This is a genomic window from Ligilactobacillus salivarius DSM 20555 = ATCC 11741, from assembly GCF_001435955.1.
Taxonomy (GTDB): Bacteria; Bacillota; Bacilli; order Lactobacillales; family Lactobacillaceae; genus Ligilactobacillus; species Ligilactobacillus salivarius.
The window spans coordinates 38,616-56,769 of sequence record NZ_AYYT01000008.1; the positions used below are offsets into that span (position 1 = coordinate 38,616).

Below are 18,154 nucleotides of genomic sequence, written 5' to 3' on the forward strand. Positions count from 1 at the left end.
CTCCCCTATTCCTTGCGTAAAGCTTCTACTGGATCTAGCTTAGATGCTCTATTGGATGGTAAAATTCCGGCAATCATACTGATAACAACACTAATAACTATTCCAGCTATTGCATATTTAGTAGTCATGGAAACAACATTTACTTCGAAAGCCGCTTTCGTAAAGTTATTAATGAAGAAACCTAGAACATAAGTTACAACTACGCCAATTGCTCCTGATGTAATTCCAATTAAAAATGCCTCAGAAGCAAATATTCTTCTAATATCTTTTCTTCTAGCACCTAGAGCTTTAAGTACACCTATTTCTTTTGTACGTTCAACTACAGAAATATTTAAAACTACCAATATCATAATTGCTGAAACCACTAATGAAACAGCAGCGATAGCAGTTAATACCCAAGTAATAATATTCAACATTTTCGTAAACATTTCCGTCATTTGTTCTTGCATTGAACCTGTATAACCAAGATCTTTTACTTTGTCCTTAATCATCTTAGTGTTGTCTTTGTTAGCTGTATGTAGATATACTACATTTGGCAATAATTTTTCTTGGTTTGTCTTATATAGGTCTTGTAAACCTGCATAAGTAAAGAAAACTGTACTTGAACTTTGACTTTGTGATTCATATAAACCTATTACTTTAAAGTTTTGTGTAATTGTCTTTTCACCTATCTTCAAAGTCAAAGTAACCTCTTTATCTAAAATATTCTTTCCTAGTAAATCTGCAGTAGCTCTATCTAACATTATTTCATGATTATTCTTAGGAGCTTTTCCTTCCACAATGCTTGATTTAGAAATACTATCAGACATTGTCTGCAACATCATTAAACTAGCTTGCTTATTATTATATTTAACTGTATTAGTTCCTAGTGAAAATGAACTATAACCTTTTTGATATCTATCTACATGTTTTATCTTACTTAACTTTTCTATATCCTTTTTTGTAAAACCTGTATTAGTTCCTGACCCCGTTAAGGCAGCCATATTCTCTTGCTGTTGCTTAGCTATCTCTTCACGACTCATATTTTGTGGATTTTTTGTCGTTTGTTGAGTACTACTCTTCTTATGAACTTCAGTAATATTAGGGTTAGTATATGACTTCATAGTACTACTTACATAGCTTGTTACACCTTTACCTAAGGCTAACATCAATACTACTGACATGATCCCTATACTAGACCCAAGTGCTACTAGTAAATTTCTTCCTAACTTGGCTTTCATATTTAGAAATGCTAGCTTAATTGCTTTCCACATACTCATATTCTTTACTTTAATATCTTCACGAGTATTTTCTGTGTATTCCAAATCTAATTGGTGCTCATCTGAGATTAACTCACCATTATCTATTCTCAAAACTCGACTACAATGAGAGGCTACCTTGTCAGAATGTGTTACCATTAAAACTAATTTACCTTCTTCTGCAATTCCCCTAATCATATCGAGAATGGTATCTGTCGTTTCCGCATCCAAAGCTCCTGTAGGTTCATCAGCAATAATTACATCAGGATCATTAACCAATGCACGCGCAATAGCTACACGCTGTTTTTGTCCACCAGAAATCTGATCTGGTTTTTTATACATATGTTTTTCTAATCCTACTTTACGTAATAATTCTTTTGCACGTTTTTTTCTGAAATCTTCACTTACATTTGATAATGTCATCGCCATTGAAACATTATCTATTAGATTTAAATGTGAGATCAAATTAAAGTTCTGAAAAATAAATCCTATACTCTTTTTATGATAGTCAACTAATTCTTGAGTTGAAAAATTACGTAAATTCTTTCCTTCATAAATAATTTCTCCGCCAAAATCAGAATCTAATCCACCAATTGCATTCATTAAGGTAGATTTACCTGACCCTGATTCACCAACGATCGCTACCAGTTCTCCAGCTTCAAAACTTGCACTAATTCCTCGCAAGGCTTCAAAGGTTCCTCCACCAGCCATCTTATATGTCTTAGTAACATTTTTTAATTCCATTACTGGCATTTTTTTCAATCCCTTCAGATTTATTATGACAAGTTGTCATATGACACATTGTCATAATATCATTTTGAAATTATAATTGCAATAAAAATAGACCTCTATATAGAGATCTATTTTCACAATTAATCTATAACTCTTTTTATATCATCTACAATTTGTTCAGGGTTTAAATGATATCGATCATACAATTCTTCAACTGGAACCATATCAGTTAATTCTTTTTGAGCACCAAAGTTTAAAACTTTCATTTCAGAATTAGCATAGAAGTGATCTACCTTTTCTCCAAAGCCACCAACCATGCTTGCATCTTCAAGTGTTACAACTAATTCATGATCCTTCTTTAAATTATTTAAAGTTTCAACATCTAATGTTGTAGCAGAAATCGGATTAATCAATGTAGCATCAACATTCAAATCTTCTTTCAACTTTCTTTGAACATCTTCACCTAATTTATAGAACGCACCTAATCCTAAGATTGCTACTTTTTCTCCTTGGTTTGCTACACGATAATTTATCTCTGTATAATCATCATCTGCTTCTCCATGTCGTACTTCAGTAATTGGTTCACGAATAACAACCGGTTTATCAGTTTGTGTTAATGCCCAACGCAACATCGAAATTAATTCTTCTGCATTAGTTGGAGCTAAATATTCCAAATTAGGAATGCTAGAAATCATACCTATATCAAAAATTCCTTGGTGTGTATTGGAGTTTTCAGTAATGTGCCCACCTTTTACGAGCACAACAACTGGATAACCATTTAATGCCATGTCATGTTCTAATTGATCGTATGCTCTTTGAAGGAATGTACTATTATGGAAGACTACTGGTCTTGCGCCATTAGCAGCTAATCCTGTTGCATATGTGATAGAATATTGTTCAGCAATATCAACATCATCATAATTATCAGGATATTTTTCCTTAAATGGTACTAAGTCAAATGCACCTGGTATTGCAGCATTAATAGCCATAATTGGTTTACCATCATCAATTTGTCTACCTAACTCATCAAGAATTAATTTATTATATGATTCCCCTGTTGCCACATTTTTAGTTGAACCATCTTCAACATTAAATGGTACATGCCAATGGAATTCACGTTTTCTTTCTATTGCTGGTTGATATCCTTCACCCTTCAAAGTGTTGATATGAACAACAATAGGATGGTCAATATCTTTTACTTCTTCTAAAACAGAAATCATTGTTTCTAAATCATTTCCATTATCAACATAACGATAATCCAAGCCCATAGCCTTAAAGAGGTTATTAGAACTTTGTCCATTTGTTTCACGTAATTCGGCGAACATCTTATACATACCACCATTTACATCATCAATGGACATTTGATTATCATTGAAGATAATTATTAAGTTAGATTTAAGCTTAGCAGCATTATTTAGCCCTTCTAAAGCTAAACCTCCACTCATAGAGCCATCACCAATAACAGCTACAATATTTCCATTTTCATTCTTCATGTCTCTTGCTTTAGCCATTCCTGTAGCCAATGCAATAGATGTAGAAGTGTGACCAACTTTAAAGTAATCATGTTCACTTTCATCTTGATTACTATATCCTGTAACATCGCGATAATGATCTGGATCTAAAAATGCCTCTTTACGTCCAGTTAACATTTTATGAGGATATGATTGATGTGAAATATCCCACACTACCTTATCCTTAGGAGAGTCAAATACATAATGAAAAGCAATAGTTGTTTCAACGATGCCCAAATTAGGGCCAACATGTCCACCAATAGCGGCATCTTTTTCTACAACTAATTGTCTAATTTCAGTAGCTACTTTTTTTAAATCATCAATTGTTAAATTCTTTACATCTTTAGGACTATTAATTTGATTTAAAATATAATCTGGATGTTGATTCATTTAAAATTTCACCTCTCAATAATGATAAAAATATCATACACCTTAAAGTTAACTTTAAGTCAAGGAATAAGCATTATAAAAAAATCATTGACCTCGTCTCCGATAGTCAATGATTTTTTTGTTATTTAATATTTTTTATAAATGTACTTGTTATTGCTGCGATTAGAGCACATACTACTAAACCTACAAAGGCAACGCTATATGAGCCTGACAATTGAACTAACCATCCGATCAATAAAGGCCCTATAAATCCACCTAATTGACCACCGAAGTTTACAACTCCAATTGAAGATCCATAAGTCTTTTCATCTAAGATCTGAGCGACAAAACTAAAAATTCCTGTAAATGCTAGAGATTTTGTGAAATATACTAAAATTTCAAAAATGACAATCCATACTAGTGTAGTTGATTTATACATTCCAAACATAAATATTAGTGTTAGCAATGAAGAAATAAAGATCATCCAACGTTCACGTTTACGGAAAATATGAACCATTACAAAGCCACTAATAAATGCTGCAATACCACCAGCTATTACTGGCAATGGAACCAACCATGCTAAGTTCTTTAAATTAATATGTTGAGCTTGTAAGAAATATATTGGCATCCAGGTCTCTAAACCTTTTGTAATAACATTCAATACTAAACCTATTATTACAAAGATCCATATTCTCTTATCGATTTCACGCCAATTAATTTTTTTAGCAGTTGTTATTTTCTTCTTAGATTTAATTGGTCGCTCAATTAAATAATATAGACCAACTAATATCAAGCCTAGAATTCCCAAGAAATAAAATGATACTCTCCAACCATGACTAGCAATAATTGGAACAATAATTAATGGAGCAATAGCTGCACCAGCATAGTTTGATGAAATTGTAACTGATGTAGCTTGTGAACGATCACTCTTATCATACTCTTCAGAAATTTGCTTTAGAGCTGCTGATGGATAAGGACCTTCAGCTAAACCAAATAAAAATCTGATCACAACTAATGTCATTAATGATGTAGCTAAGCCTGTAAAAGCAGTTAATAAAGACCATAGTATCAAAGATATTATAACCGTTTTTTTACTACCTAATATATCAGTGACTATACCTCCTGGAATTTGCATTAAGGTATATCCTAGAAAGAAGGCACTAGCTGTCGCACCCAATGCGACTGGACTAATTTGAAATTCCTTTCCTATGTATGCCATAGAGATATTCATTACAGTTCTATCAGCAAATAGAAGCATGTAACCTATATATAGTAAGATTAATGAGACTATTGGTTTTATTGATTTTTTCATTAAATTCATTTCCTCTCACTTATAAAATAATTTATTGAAATTAACCAATAAACATTATAGCTCATTGCTATTAATAATAAAATGAATAATTATATTCTTATAAATCGAATGATTAGTATTTTAAAATACTGTAATTTCAAAATACGCATCGAAACTTTCTTTTCCATTTAATTTATTAGTTGCAAATTTCTCTTTAAAATTACCATCTGTATATACAGTATCTGCTAAACTCCACCAAGGTTCAATACATACAAATTGTCCTTTAGCTGGATAAGACGACCAAATTCCTGCAAACTTAGAATTTGGAGTGAAAACTTCTACTCCGTAATTATTTTTAGTATTTTTCAAACTAAATTTTGTAGGTTCTTCACCCAAGTCATAAATAATTGCATCCTTAGCAAATACGTCATGACTAATTTCTAATCTGGATTCTCCATCAATAGTATTAATGTTATCAACTAATCCACCTTTTAAAGGCAAAACTTTTCGCGTTTTTTCCGGTGTAATTTCAAGATAATAGTCATCATAAGCAGCTTCACCTAAAGGAACACTAAATGCTGGATGAGCTCCTAGTCCAAAAAACATTTCACTATCACTAGGATTTTCTACTTCATACCTTACAACTAAAGTTTCTTCTTTTAGTTCGTAGACTAAACGGAAAATAAATTCATAAGGATATTTTTCTAGTGTCTCTGTATTGGATTTTAATTCAAAACATACAGATTCCTTAGTAAGTTTTTTAACTTCAAAATCCATGTCCCTAGCGAATCCATGTTGTCCCATACGATATTCTTTCCCATCAACAAACATTTTTCCATCTTTTAGTGCACCTTCAATTGGAAATAGTACCGGAGACTTTCTTCCCCAATATTTACTATCGCCACTCCAAAGATAGTTCATACCATTACTTTTATTAATTAAACTAGCTAATTCAGCACCATGTTCATTAATCGTAACAAATAATTTTTCATTTTCAATTTTTACAGCCATCTTTATTCCCCCTACTTTAAAATTCAAATTTATTATATCAAATTTATTTATACTTATGATTAAAATAAAAAATCTTAACTTCCATTTAAAGCTAAGATTTTTTTACTACATTATCATGTTTAATAGGTAATCTCATAATAAAACTAGTCAAATTTTTATTAGATTCTACATAAATATATCCATGATGCAATTCTATAATACTTTGAGCTATTGCCAATCCCAGTCCTGTCCCACCTGTTTCTTTAGAACGTGAACTTTCTACTCGATAAAATCGATCAAATACCTGTCGCAATGATTTTTCTGGAATAGGTTCTCCATCATTAGAAATTCTTATTTCTATTTCTTTTTCATCTACTTTTGTTAATTGCAAGTAAATGTTTTTACCATCACTACCATACTTCAAGGCATTCGTGATTAAATTATTAAATACTCGAGCAAGTTTTTCTGGATCAGCTTCAATTTTCACTGGACTATCGGGTAAAATTGTATTAATTTCCATACCCTTTTTATTTGCTTCCAATTCAAAACTAGCTCCTATTTGTTCTAGCATCGCATTCAATTCTAGAGATTGTACTTGTAATGGTGCATCAGTTTGACGTACTTTCGTATATTCAAATAAGTCATCCACCAATGATTTCATCTGCTTAGATTTTAGGTATGCTGTATGCGTATATTTTAAAATATCTTCTTCAGATCGATATTGTTTATCTTCAATAAGCCCCAAATATCCAATAATAGATGTCAAGGGTGTACGTATATCGTGACTAACATTCGTTATTAATTCATCTTTAGAGCGTTCAATCTCTCTTTCATCTTCCATTGCTTTAATCGTACTATCGACAAGTGCATTGACACTTGCTACTACTCTTTGCATTTGTCCCTTTAATTGAAAAGGAATACGGTGATTAAAGTGACCATCTGCAATATAGTGGAGCTCATTAATAATATGTCTCAATTGCATTTGATGATGTCGTCGAACTAATCTCCAATAAACTACGATAACATCAACTACCGCCATAAGTATAATGAATATCCAACCCCAACTCCATAATTGAATATGTGCATACTTAAAATCTAAGGAAGTTTTGATTAGGAATATTCCTGAAGCTAAATCAGGATTAGATACTAACAATTGATTCAAAATCACATAAAGCGACATATTTAACAGAATTAACAATATAATTGTTAAAATACCTTCGCCTAATAGCTCACTCTTTTCTCGACCAGTTATGTGAAATTTCACAGTTCTTTTCCCCTTTAGCTTACTAAATTAGTGTGACTCTATCTTATATCCAACACCCCAAACAGTTTGGATAACTTGTTCTCCATTAGTTGCATCTTCAATCTTATCACGCAAATGACTAACATGAACCATTACGGTCTTAGCTGATACAACAGATTCTTGTTGCCAAACTCTTTCAAAGATTTCATCAGCTGAGAAAACTCGATTAGGATGACTAGCAAGTAAGTGTAAAATTCCAAATTCTAGTGCAGTTAATTTGATTTCCTTACCTTCTAAAGTTTTTACCTCATGAGAATCTTTCTTTATAATGAGTGGCCCAATTTCGATTTGATCTGGTTCATTATTTTTAACATTATGTTCAGCTCTACGCAATAATGATTTTACACGTGCCATAACTTCCAAAGGATTAAATGGCTTTGTAACATAATCATCCGCACCTTGTACTAAACCTTGAATTTTATCCAAGTCATCCGTTTTAGCAGATAAAATTAATACTGGAATTTGTGATTCTTTTCTTACCTCACGAATTACTTCCATCCCATCCATTTGTGGCATCATCACATCTAAGATCATCAATGCAATGTCAGGATTCATGTTCAACTTAGACAAAGCTTCTTTACCATTATATGCTTTTTCTACTTCATATCCTTCATTTTCAACATATATACTTAATAATTCAACAATATCTTTATCATCATCAACAATTAAAATTTTCATTTTCTATCTCCTTAGGTACACTACTTAGATTATAGTGTACGATTTATAATACTATTGTATCAAAGTTAAGCGCTATCGCAACTGAAGTTTTCTATAAATATTCTTGATATTTTTTTGAAGTATGTCTTAAATAATTATTAAAGTAACAACCTAATTATTTATTTAGTATCAAGTTCATTAAATCGTCATCTTTCCGCTTAAATAGTACAATAGCTCGCTGCAATCTCCTCAATGCATCTTCAATTAAATCCGTTGAAGTTGCTATATTCATGCGTAAGAATTGTTTACCATTTCCATCAAATTTATCTCCAGCAGTTAAAATTAAACCTGTCTTTTTACGAATAAATTCCGTTAATTCTTGTGCATCAACATTTAATGATGATATATCCAACCAAAGAAAGTATGATGCTTCATTTAAACTTGGTTTCACATCTGGAACATTATGCTCTAAAAAACGTTCAATGAAATTTCGATTTTCTCTTAGATAATCTTTCAATTCTTCAAGCCAATCTTTTCCTTCTGTATATGCTGCAATTGTTGCCGGAACTGCTAAACTATTAGCTTCATTAAGATGGAAACTTTTTATTGCGTTATCTACTTGCTCTTTCAACTCTTTATTTGGCGTTATTATTGTTGCAGTTTGAATTCCAGCAATATTAAATGCTTTACTTGGTGAAACTGCTATAATCGTATTCTTTAATAACTTTTCGTCTAAACTAAATAATGGAGTATATTTCTTATCAAATGTTATTTCTCCATGAATCTCATCACTAAAAATTTTAAAATCATACTTTAAACTTAGTTTTAGTATCTTTTCCAAATCTTTTTGAGACCATATTTTCCCAACTGGACTATGCGGATTACAAAGAACAAAGAGATTAGTCTTTTTTAATTTATCTTCTAAATCTAGCCAATTAATGCCATAATTGCGCTTTTCTTTATCATAAATAAGTTCACTTACTAATACTTTTTGTTTTCCTTCTCCAACTTTCTTAAATTTATCAAATCCTGGAGTTAAAACTGTTATTACACTATCTTCATTCATTAAATTAGTAATGATAGCTGATAAAGTAGCTACTACTCCTTGAGAAAAAGACATCCAGGAAATATCAAGGGTACAATTATGCATTTCTTTATACCATTTAGCTACACTTACATAATATTCGTACGGAATATATTCGTATCCAAAATTCTTATTTTCTATTCTTTTGTGTAATTCAGTAATTATTTCAGGTGCTACTTCAAAATCCATATCACCAAGTGTCATTGGTAATTCGCTATTATTAACATGCCACTTAAGTGAATTTTGAAACTTTGCCACCTTATCAAAATTGTACATTCTACTACCTCTCAACTTTACTCTATTATTTCATTAAAAACTTTTCCTATACTATCATGGATTAATAAATCTGCATATTTATCATAAGGTGTCTTACTTTTATTTATTAAAATTAGTTTATTCCCATCATAATAATTAACAAAACTTGCAGCTGGATAAACATTTAGAGAAGTTCCACCTACAATTAACATATCAGCTTTTTTTATTGCTTTAATACTATTATTGATAATTTCTTCATCTAATCCTTCTTCATATAAAACAACATCTGGTTTGATTATCCCACCACACTCTTTACATTGTGGTACACCCTTACTTTCTGTAATTGTACTTAATGGGTAAAATTTGCCACATTTCATGCAATAATTTCTATGAATTGATCCATGCAATTCGTAAACAGTCTTACTCCCTGCTAATTGATGTAGTCCATCTATGTTTTGAGTAACGATGGCTTTTAACTTACCTTGTTTCTCTAATTTAGCTAATCCTAAATGTGCTAAATTAGGCTTAGCACTTTCATATATCATAGTAGAACGATAAAAATCATAAAATTTTTCTGGATTTTTCATAAAAAATGAATGCGATAAAATTTGCTCTGGAGGATAACCAAAATTCTTTACTGTATTATAAATTCCTTGTTCACTTCTAAAATCTGGAATTCCACTTTCAGTAGATACTCCTGCTCCACCAAAAAAGACAATATTACTACTCTCTGAAACTAATTTTTTTAATTTAAGTATATTTTCATCCATGAAAATCCCTCCATTCTATAATATATCTACATCTTATTTTACCCTATATGTAAAAAAAAAGAACCCAGACTTCGTCTGAGTTCTTTATCTTAATTTACTAAGAATTATTCAGCGTTACCGCCATTTTTCTTAATAATTTCATCTTGGATGCTCTTTGGAACTGGTTCGTAGTGATCCATTGTCATTGTAAATGTACCACGACCTTGTGTTGCGGAACGTAATACAGTTGCGTAACCGAACATTTCAGCTAATGGAACAAATGCGTTAACAACTTGTGCGTTACCACGTGCTTCCATACCTTCAACACGTCCACGACGAGCCGTAACATGACCCATAACATCACCCAAGTTATCTTCTGGTGCAATTACTTCAACCTTCATAATTGGTTCAAGAATTACAGCACCACCCTTAGGAGCAGCGTTACGTAATGCTAAGGATGCAGCAACCTTAAATGCAGCTTCACTGGAGTCAACATCGTGGTAACTACCATCATATAACTTAGCCTTAACATCGATTAATGGGTAACCAGCTAATACACCGTTTTGCATAGCTTCCTTCAAACCTTGTTCTACTGAAGGGATGTATTCACGAGGAACTACACCACCAACGATAGCATCTTCGAATTCGAAACCTTTACCTTCTTCGTTTGGTGTAAATTCAATCCAAACGTCACCGTATTGACCTTTACCACCAGATTGACGAACAAACTTACCTTGTGCAGATACTTGTTTTGTAAATGTTTCACGGTAAGCAACTTGAGGTTCACCAACAGTAGCTTCAACGTTAAATTCACGCTTCATACGATCAACGATGATATCCAAGTGCAATTCACCCATTCCGGCGATCAATGTTTCACCTGTTTCAGGGTTTGTTTCAGCCTTGAATGTAGGATCTTCTTCAGCAAGTTTTTGTAAAGCAACGTCCATCTTATCTTGGTCTGCTTTTGATTTAGGTTCAACAGAAACTTGGATAACTGGATCTGGGAATTCCATAGATTCAAGAATCAATGGTGTCTTAGGATCTGTTAAGGAGTCACCTGTTGTTGTGTTCTTCAAACCAATAGCAGCAGCGATATCACCAGAGAATACTTCTGGAATTTCGTTACGGTGGTTAGAGTGCATTTGTAGTAAACGACCTACACGTTCACGTTTACCCTTTGTAGCGTTCAATACGTATGAACCAGCTTCAAGAGTACCACGGTAAACACGGAAGAATGTTAAACGACCTACGAATGGGTCTGTAGCAATCTTAAATGCTAAACCTGCGAATGGAGCAGAGTCGTCAGCTTTCAATTCAATTTCTTCACCTGTTTCAGGATCTGTTGCCTTGTATGGCTTAACATCTAATGGAGATGGTAAGTAATCATTAACACCATCTAACATCATTTGAACACCTTTGTTCTTGAAAGCAGAACCTGCAAATACAGGGAATACGTCTAAGTTCAATGTAGCTTGACGAATTGCAGCACGAATTTCATCGTTGCTGATTTCTTCACCTTCAAGATACTTGTCCATGATATCTTCATTAACGTCAGCTAAAGCTTCGATCATTTCATCACGACGAGCTTGTGCATCTTCTTTGTATTCATCTGGAACATCAACTGTATCCCATTTTGAACCTAATTCGTCTTCATCATACAAATCAGCCTTCATTTCGATTAAGTCGATAACACCTTCAAAGCTATCTTCTGCACCGATAGGCATTTGTACAGGCAATGGATTTGCTTGTAAACGATCTTTAATTGTGCTTACAGAGTAATCAAAGTTAGCACCAATCTTATCCATCTTGTTAACAAAAACAATACGAGGAACACCGTATGTTGTAGCTTGACGCCAAACGTTTTCTGTTTGTGGTTCTACACCAGATTGAGCATCTAAAACAACTACCGCACCATCAAGAACACGTAATGAACGTTCTACTTCAACTGTAAAGTCAACGTGTCCTGGGGTATCGATAATGTTAATACGGTTTTCTTTCCATTGAGCTGTTGTAGCAGCAGATGTGATTGTAATACCACGTTCTTGTTCTTGTTCCATCCAGTCCATTTGGGAAGCACCATCGTGTGTTTCACCAATTTTGTGAATCTTACCTGTGTAGTACAAGATACGTTCAGTTGTTGTTGTCTTACCAGCGTCGATATGAGCAACAATACCGATATTACGTGTTTTTTCCAATGGGAATTCACGTTTGTTTGCCATTGAGAATTTCTCTCCTTCCAAAATTAAAAATTATAACTAATCGAATTAATAAGTAAACCTTCAAAAAAATGACTATTATAGGCTTTACTAAACAAACCATATAACAGCCATTTGTGAAAATTACCAGCGATAATGTGCGAATGCACGGTTAGCGTCAGCCATCTTATGTGTATCTTCACGTTTCTTAACAGCTGCACCTGTATTGTTTGCTGCGTCCATGATTTCTTTAGCTAAACGTTCGGACATTGTGTGTTCACCACGAAGACGTGAGTATTGAACTAACCAACGTAAACCTAAAGTTGTACGACGATCTGGACGAACTTCAATAGGAACTTGGTAGTTAGAACCACCAACACGACGTGCCTTAACTTCAAGTACAGGCATGATGTTCTTCATTGCTTCTTCAAAAACATCCAATGGTTCATTTCCTGTTTGTTCCTTAATAATATCAAATGCTTGGTATAAAATCTTTGATGCAGTCCCACGCTTACCATCTAACATCAAACGGTTGATTAAGCGAGTAACCAATTTTGAGTTATAAATTGGATCTGGGAGCACTTCGCGTTTTGCAACGGCACCTTTTCTTGGCATTTAAAATAACCTCCTCAAATACTAGTTACTAAAATTATTTCTTAGGCTTCTTAGCACCGTACTTAGAACGGCTTTGCATACGGCCTTCAACACCTGCTGTATCTAAAGCACCACGAACGATATGGTAACGAACACCAGGTAAGTCTTTTACACGACCACCACGAATAAGAACAACACTATGTTCTTGTAAGTTGTGTCCGATACCCGGAATATAAGCTGTAACTTCAATTAAGTTAGATAAACGAACACGAGCATACTTACGTAAAGCTGAGTTAGGCTTCTTAGGTGTCATTGTACCAACACGAGTTGCAACACCACGTTTTTGTGGAGCTGAGTTGTTTGTTTGTACTTTCTTATAACTATTGTACCCAAAGTTTAAAGCTGGGGAATTAGATTTTGAACCTTTAGATTTACGACCTTTACGAATTAATTGGTTAATTGTAGGCATCTCTAAAGCTTCCTCCTTCCTTATTTTAAGAATATTAATTAAGTACACACATCCAGGAGTTTCTTTTTTGAGTTTAAAAAAATAACGCCTCAATGTACGTCAGAATAAATGTGCTAACCTGCTCACAGCCAGCACGATCTTGAGATAACTCAAGAGAACTGTTCACATAAAGCACCTTTAATAGAATATCACGCTTAATACACTGATGTCAATTTAATTTTTATATTTTTTGTGCTAATTTTATTTATTTTCAGCGTAATTTATAATTAAGAGGTGAAATTATTATGCTTTACATATTTTTTCTATTATTTATATTAGGAACTTGCTTAGGTTCATTTATTTCGTGCGTTGCTTACCGATATAAATTAGGAATAAGCATTATATATCCTAGGTCTTTCTGCGATAACTGCTCACAAACTTTGCAGCATTGGCAATTGATACCTATTATTGGTTTTATACTTCAAAAAGGAAAATGTCATTTCTGTAAGCAAAAAATTCCTTTAAGTAGTACTGTTATTGAATTAGCTATTGGTGTCATATTTATTTTTAATACGATCATAATAGCGAATACTAATTTAATTTTTACATCATTACTAGTAGTCTGGCTTACTTTAATCTCTTTAGAAGATTATTACACATTGAGCGTTGATTCAATTACTCTTGAATATGGAGGATTAATATTGCTCATTTTTAGATTTCATACCGTAATTACTAATCTAAAAGCTAATTTCCTCATAATCATTCTTTTCACAATTATTTTAATCAGTTGTAATCTTCTAAATAAATTTGGTACTGCAGATACTATCTTGATTGTTTTTAGTTTTTTATTACTAGGATTTTACAATACTCTAGTAGTAATTCTTTTATCATGTATTTTAGGAATTATTTCATATTTAATCAAAAGGGATTTTTCTGCTTCTCACCCCTTTATTCCATATTTAAGTTTGAGTATTTTAATTATTTTTTATGCAACAAATATATTTAAAATTCCAATAATATAAAAAAAATCAGGTAGAAAAACTACCTGATTTTTTTACTTCTATATTCTAGTTTGAAGATTCAACATTATTTTGTTGTTCATTAATCTTTTCTTCTAATTCAGAGATTGAATAAACACCATCTGTTACATCGCTATTAACAACTTCTGGTTCGATATCATGATACTTCTTCATACCTGTACCTGCAGGAATTGTCTTACCAATAATAACATTTTCTTTCAAACCAACAAGTGGATCGTTCTTACCGCGAATTGCAGCATCTGTCAATACACGTGTTGTTTCTTGGAATGAAGCAGCAGATAAGAAACTGTTTGTTTCAAGAGCAGCTTTAGTAATACCAAGAAGAACTGGACGTGCAGTAGCAGGAATTCTACCTTCAATGATTGCACTTGTATTGCGATCTTTGAATTGGCTAATATCCAATAGAGTTCCTGGAAGCATATCTGTATCACCTGGATCCATAATACGTACTTTACGTAACATTTGACGAGTCATGATTTCAATATGCTTATCTGAAATATCTACACCTTGCATACGGTATACTTTTTGAACTTCACGTAAAATGTAGTTTTCTGTAGATAAAACATCACGAACCTTGATAAGTTCCTTAGGATCAATAGAACCTACAGTCAATGCATCACCACGATGAACTTGATCGCCTTCCTTAACTTTAAGAACGGAAGTAAATGGCAAGCTATATGTTCTAGTATCTGTTTCACCTTTAACAGTAACTTCTTTTGTACGTTCAGCAGGATTTTCTTCAACTGTATCAACAACACCAGTAACTTCTGTAATTACTGCACGGCCTTTAGGATTACGTGCTTCAAATAATTCTTGAACACGAGGAAGACCTTGAGTAATATCGTCGCCACCAGCAACCCCACCTTGGTGGAAGTTTCTCATTGTTAACTGTGTACCTGGTTCACCAATTGATTGAGCTGCAACGGTACCTACCGCTTCACCAACTTCAACTTCATCACCAGTAGCTAAGTTACGTCCATAACAACGTTCACAAACACCGTGACGTGTGTTACATGTGAATGCAGAACGAATAGTAACTTTTTGTACACCAGCATCAACAATCTTACGAGCTTCGGATTCTTCTACTAATACATTAGCAGGAACAATAATTTCACCAGTATTAGGATCTTTAACTTCTTTCATAGTATAACGACCCAAAATACGATCATATAATGGTTCAATCATTTCATTACCTTCAGTAATAGCAGTAACATCCAAACCTCTATCTGTATGACAGTCTTCTTCACGAATGATAACATCTTGAGCAACGTCTACTAAACGACGAGTCAAGTAACCAGAGTTAGCAGTCTTCAAAGCTGTATCCGTCATACCTTTACGAGCACCGTGAGAGGACAAGAACATTTCCAAAACAGAAAGTCCTTCACGGAAGTTTGAAATAACAGGTAATTCCATTGTCTTACCGTTAGGAGCAGCCATCAAACCACGCATACCAGATAACTGTGTAAAGTTAGAAATATTACCACGAGCACCTGAATCACTCATCATTTGAATTGGGTTAGATGGATCCATATTTTCAACCAATTTAGCTTGAATATCATCTTTTGCTTTGTTCCAGATAGAGATAACACGATTGTAGCGTTCTTCATCTGTAATCAAACCACGACGGAATTGCTTAGCAACAGTTGCAACATTCTTGTGTGCTTGTTCAATAATTTCTGGCTTTTCTTTCAAAACAGTAACGTCAGCGATACCAACAGTTAAACCTGATTTAGTAGATTCGTAATAACCTAAATCTTTCATGCGGTCAAGTAATTCTGCAGTTGCAGTTACTTTATACTCTTTATAAACTTGAGCGATAATATCTGATAAGAATCCAGATTTAAATGGTCCTACTAAAGGTTGATTCTTAATGAATTCCTTAATATCTGTTCCTGGTTCTACAAAGTACTTATCAGGAGTCATTCCTGTTAAGTTTTCTTGTGTAGGCTCGTTTAAGAATGGGAAATCAGCAGGTAGAATTTCATTAAAGATTGCTTTACCAGCTGTAGTTATTAAAATACGTTCTTTTTGCCAATCAGTAAATGGTGTACCTAACTTAGCTAATGAAGAGGCTTGCAAACCAATTCTTGTATGCAAATGTACATACCCGTTTTGGTAAGCTGTTCTTACTTCGTTAACATCCTTAAATACCATACCTTCGCCTTCACGACCAGCTTCTTCAAGTGTGATGTAGTAATTACCGATTGTCATATCTTGAGATGGTGAAATGATTGGTTTACCATCTTTTGGAGCCAAGATATGATGAGCAGCTAACATCAATAAACGAGCTTCAGCTTGAGCTTCATCTGATAAAGGAACGTGAATAGCCATTTGGTCCCCGTCAAAGTCGGCGTTGTAAGCTTCACAAGCCAATGGATGGAGACGCATAGCTTTACCGTTAACCAATACTGGTTCGAAAGCTTGGATACCTAAACGGTGAAGCGTAGGGGCACGGTTTAGTAGAACTGGGTGTTCCTTGATAACATCATCTAAAACATCCCAAATATCTTCATCGCGGCGTTCAATCTTACGCTTAGCATTCTTAATGTTAGATGCCATTTCACGCTTAACCAATTCTCTCATCATGAATGGTTTGAACAATTCCAAAGCCATTTCATGAGGAATACCCATTTGGTTTAACTTCAACTTAGGACCTACATCAATAACTGAACGACCAGAATAGTCAACACGCTTACCAAGTAAGTTTTGACGGAAACGACCTTGCTTACCTTTCAGCATGTGTGACAATGACTTAAGTGGACGGTTACCAGGACCAGTAACTGGGCGACCACGACGACCGTTATCAATTAAAGCATCAACAGCTTCTTGCAACATACGCTTTTCGTTTTGAACAATAATTCCAGGAGCATTCAAATCTAATAAACGCTTCAAACGATTGTTACGGTTGATAACTCGACGATATAAATCATTCAAGTCAGAAGTTGCAAAGCGTCCACCTTCTAATTGAACCATTGGACGAAGATCAGGTGGAATAACTGGGATTGCATCCATAACCATCCAATCAGGACGATTTCCAGAGTTCAAAAATGCTTCTAAAATATCTAAGCGACGAACTGCACGAGTACGTTTTTGACCTGTAGCTTCGCGTAATTCTTCTTTTAATTCAGCACATTCTTTTTCAAGATCTACATCTCTTAGTAAAGTTCTAATAGCTTCAGCACCCATTGCTGCCTTAAAGCCATCACCATATTCTTCACGTTTTTCACGATATTCGCCTTCAGTTAAGAGTTGTTTCTTTTCAAGTGCTGTATCACCTGCATCTGTAACTACATAAGATGCAAAGTAGATAATTTCTTCCAATGCACGTGGACTCATATCTAAGACAAGACCCATACGACTTGGAATACCCTTAAAGTACCAAATATGTGTAACAGGAGCTGCTAATTCGATATGACCCATACGTTCACGACGTACTTTTGAACGAGTAACTTCAACCCCACAGCGATCACAAACAACACCTTTATAACGGATACGTTTGTACTTACCACAGGCACATTCCCAGTCCTTAGTAGGTCCAAAAATACGTTCATCAAACAAGCCATCTTTTTCTGGTTTCAATGTACGGTAGTTAATAGTTTCAGGTTTCTTTACTTCACCATAAGACCAGCTACGGATCTTATCGGAAGAAGCAAGACCGATCTGCATACTATCGAATTTATTGACATCGATCAAAGGAC

General features: G+C 33.8%; 13 protein-coding genes. 1 reads left to right on the top strand and 12 read right to left on the bottom strand.

The features are described from left to right. Positions 1-5 precede the first annotated feature (5 nt). From FC55_RS05250 to rpsL, 11 genes are all read right to left on the bottom strand, one after another. The gene (locus FC55_RS05250) at positions 6-1,991 is read right to left on the bottom strand and encodes an ABC transporter ATP-binding protein/permease (RefSeq protein WP_003699692.1); all 1,986 of its coding nucleotides are present in this window, start codon (positions 1,989-1,991) and stop codon (positions 6-8) included. A 119-nt stretch (positions 1,992-2,110) separates the two neighbouring features. After that, positions 2,111-3,871 carry a 1-deoxy-D-xylulose-5-phosphate synthase gene (locus FC55_RS05255; RefSeq protein WP_003699693.1) on the bottom strand — a complete coding sequence of 587 codons (1,761 nt, stop codon included), beginning with the start codon at positions 3,869-3,871 and terminating at the stop codon, positions 2,111-2,113. Between the two features lie 121 nt (positions 3,872-3,992). Further along, positions 3,993-5,162, bottom strand: a complete 1,170-nt coding sequence (locus FC55_RS05260; RefSeq protein WP_081036608.1) for an MFS transporter — start codon at positions 5,160-5,162, stop codon at positions 3,993-3,995. Positions 5,163-5,282: 120 nt separating this feature from the next. Beyond that, the gene (locus tag FC55_RS05265) at positions 5,283-6,152 is read right to left on the bottom strand and encodes an aldose 1-epimerase family protein (RefSeq protein WP_035149586.1); all 870 of its coding nucleotides are present in this window, start codon (positions 6,150-6,152) and stop codon (positions 5,283-5,285) included. Between the two features lie 91 nt (positions 6,153-6,243). Beyond that, positions 6,244-7,395: a sensor histidine kinase gene (locus FC55_RS05270; RefSeq protein ID WP_003699696.1), complete on the bottom strand. Its 1,152-nt coding sequence runs from the start codon at positions 7,393-7,395 to the stop codon at positions 6,244-6,246. 27 nt (positions 7,396-7,422) lie between these two features. Next, the gene (locus FC55_RS05275) at positions 7,423-8,112 is read right to left on the bottom strand and encodes a response regulator transcription factor (RefSeq protein WP_003699697.1); all 690 of its coding nucleotides are present in this window, start codon (positions 8,110-8,112) and stop codon (positions 7,423-7,425) included. A gap of 154 nt (positions 8,113-8,266) precedes the next feature. Further along, positions 8,267-9,451: a MalY/PatB family protein gene (locus FC55_RS05280; RefSeq protein ID WP_003699698.1), complete on the bottom strand. Its 1,185-nt coding sequence runs from the start codon at positions 9,449-9,451 to the stop codon at positions 8,267-8,269. Positions 9,452-9,468: 17 nt separating this feature from the next. Beyond that, entirely contained in the window at positions 9,469-10,200 is a 732-nt protein-coding gene (locus FC55_RS05285; protein ID WP_003699699.1) for an NAD-dependent protein deacylase, read from the bottom strand. A 104-nt stretch (positions 10,201-10,304) separates the two neighbouring features. Next, a complete protein-coding gene (gene fusA / locus FC55_RS05290) occupies positions 10,305-12,398 on the bottom strand; it encodes an elongation factor G (protein WP_003699700.1) in 2,094 nt (697 codons plus the stop codon). Positions 12,399-12,518: 120 nt separating this feature from the next. Next, the gene (rpsG, locus tag FC55_RS05295) at positions 12,519-12,989 is read right to left on the bottom strand and encodes a 30S ribosomal protein S7 (protein ID WP_003699701.1); all 471 of its coding nucleotides are present in this window, start codon (positions 12,987-12,989) and stop codon (positions 12,519-12,521) included. A 34-nt stretch (positions 12,990-13,023) separates the two neighbouring features. Next, positions 13,024-13,437 (bottom strand): 30S ribosomal protein S12, encoded by a 414-nt coding sequence (gene rpsL, locus FC55_RS05300; protein ID WP_003703807.1) that lies wholly within the window; start codon positions 13,435-13,437, stop codon positions 13,024-13,026. Between the two features lie 284 nt (positions 13,438-13,721). Here rpsL and FC55_RS05305 point away from each other — a divergent pair, with 284 nt between their 5' ends. Further along, the gene (locus FC55_RS05305; protein ID WP_035149593.1) at positions 13,722-14,438 is read left to right on the top strand and encodes a prepilin peptidase; all 717 of its coding nucleotides are present in this window, start codon (positions 13,722-13,724) and stop codon (positions 14,436-14,438) included. Positions 14,439-14,483: 45 nt separating this feature from the next. Here the strand turns inward: FC55_RS05305 and rpoC are convergent, their stop codons facing one another. Beyond that, entirely contained in the window at positions 14,484-18,149 is a 3,666-nt protein-coding gene (gene rpoC, locus FC55_RS05310; RefSeq protein WP_003699704.1) for a DNA-directed RNA polymerase subunit beta', read from the bottom strand. Between the last annotated feature and the right edge of the window lie 5 nt (positions 18,150-18,154).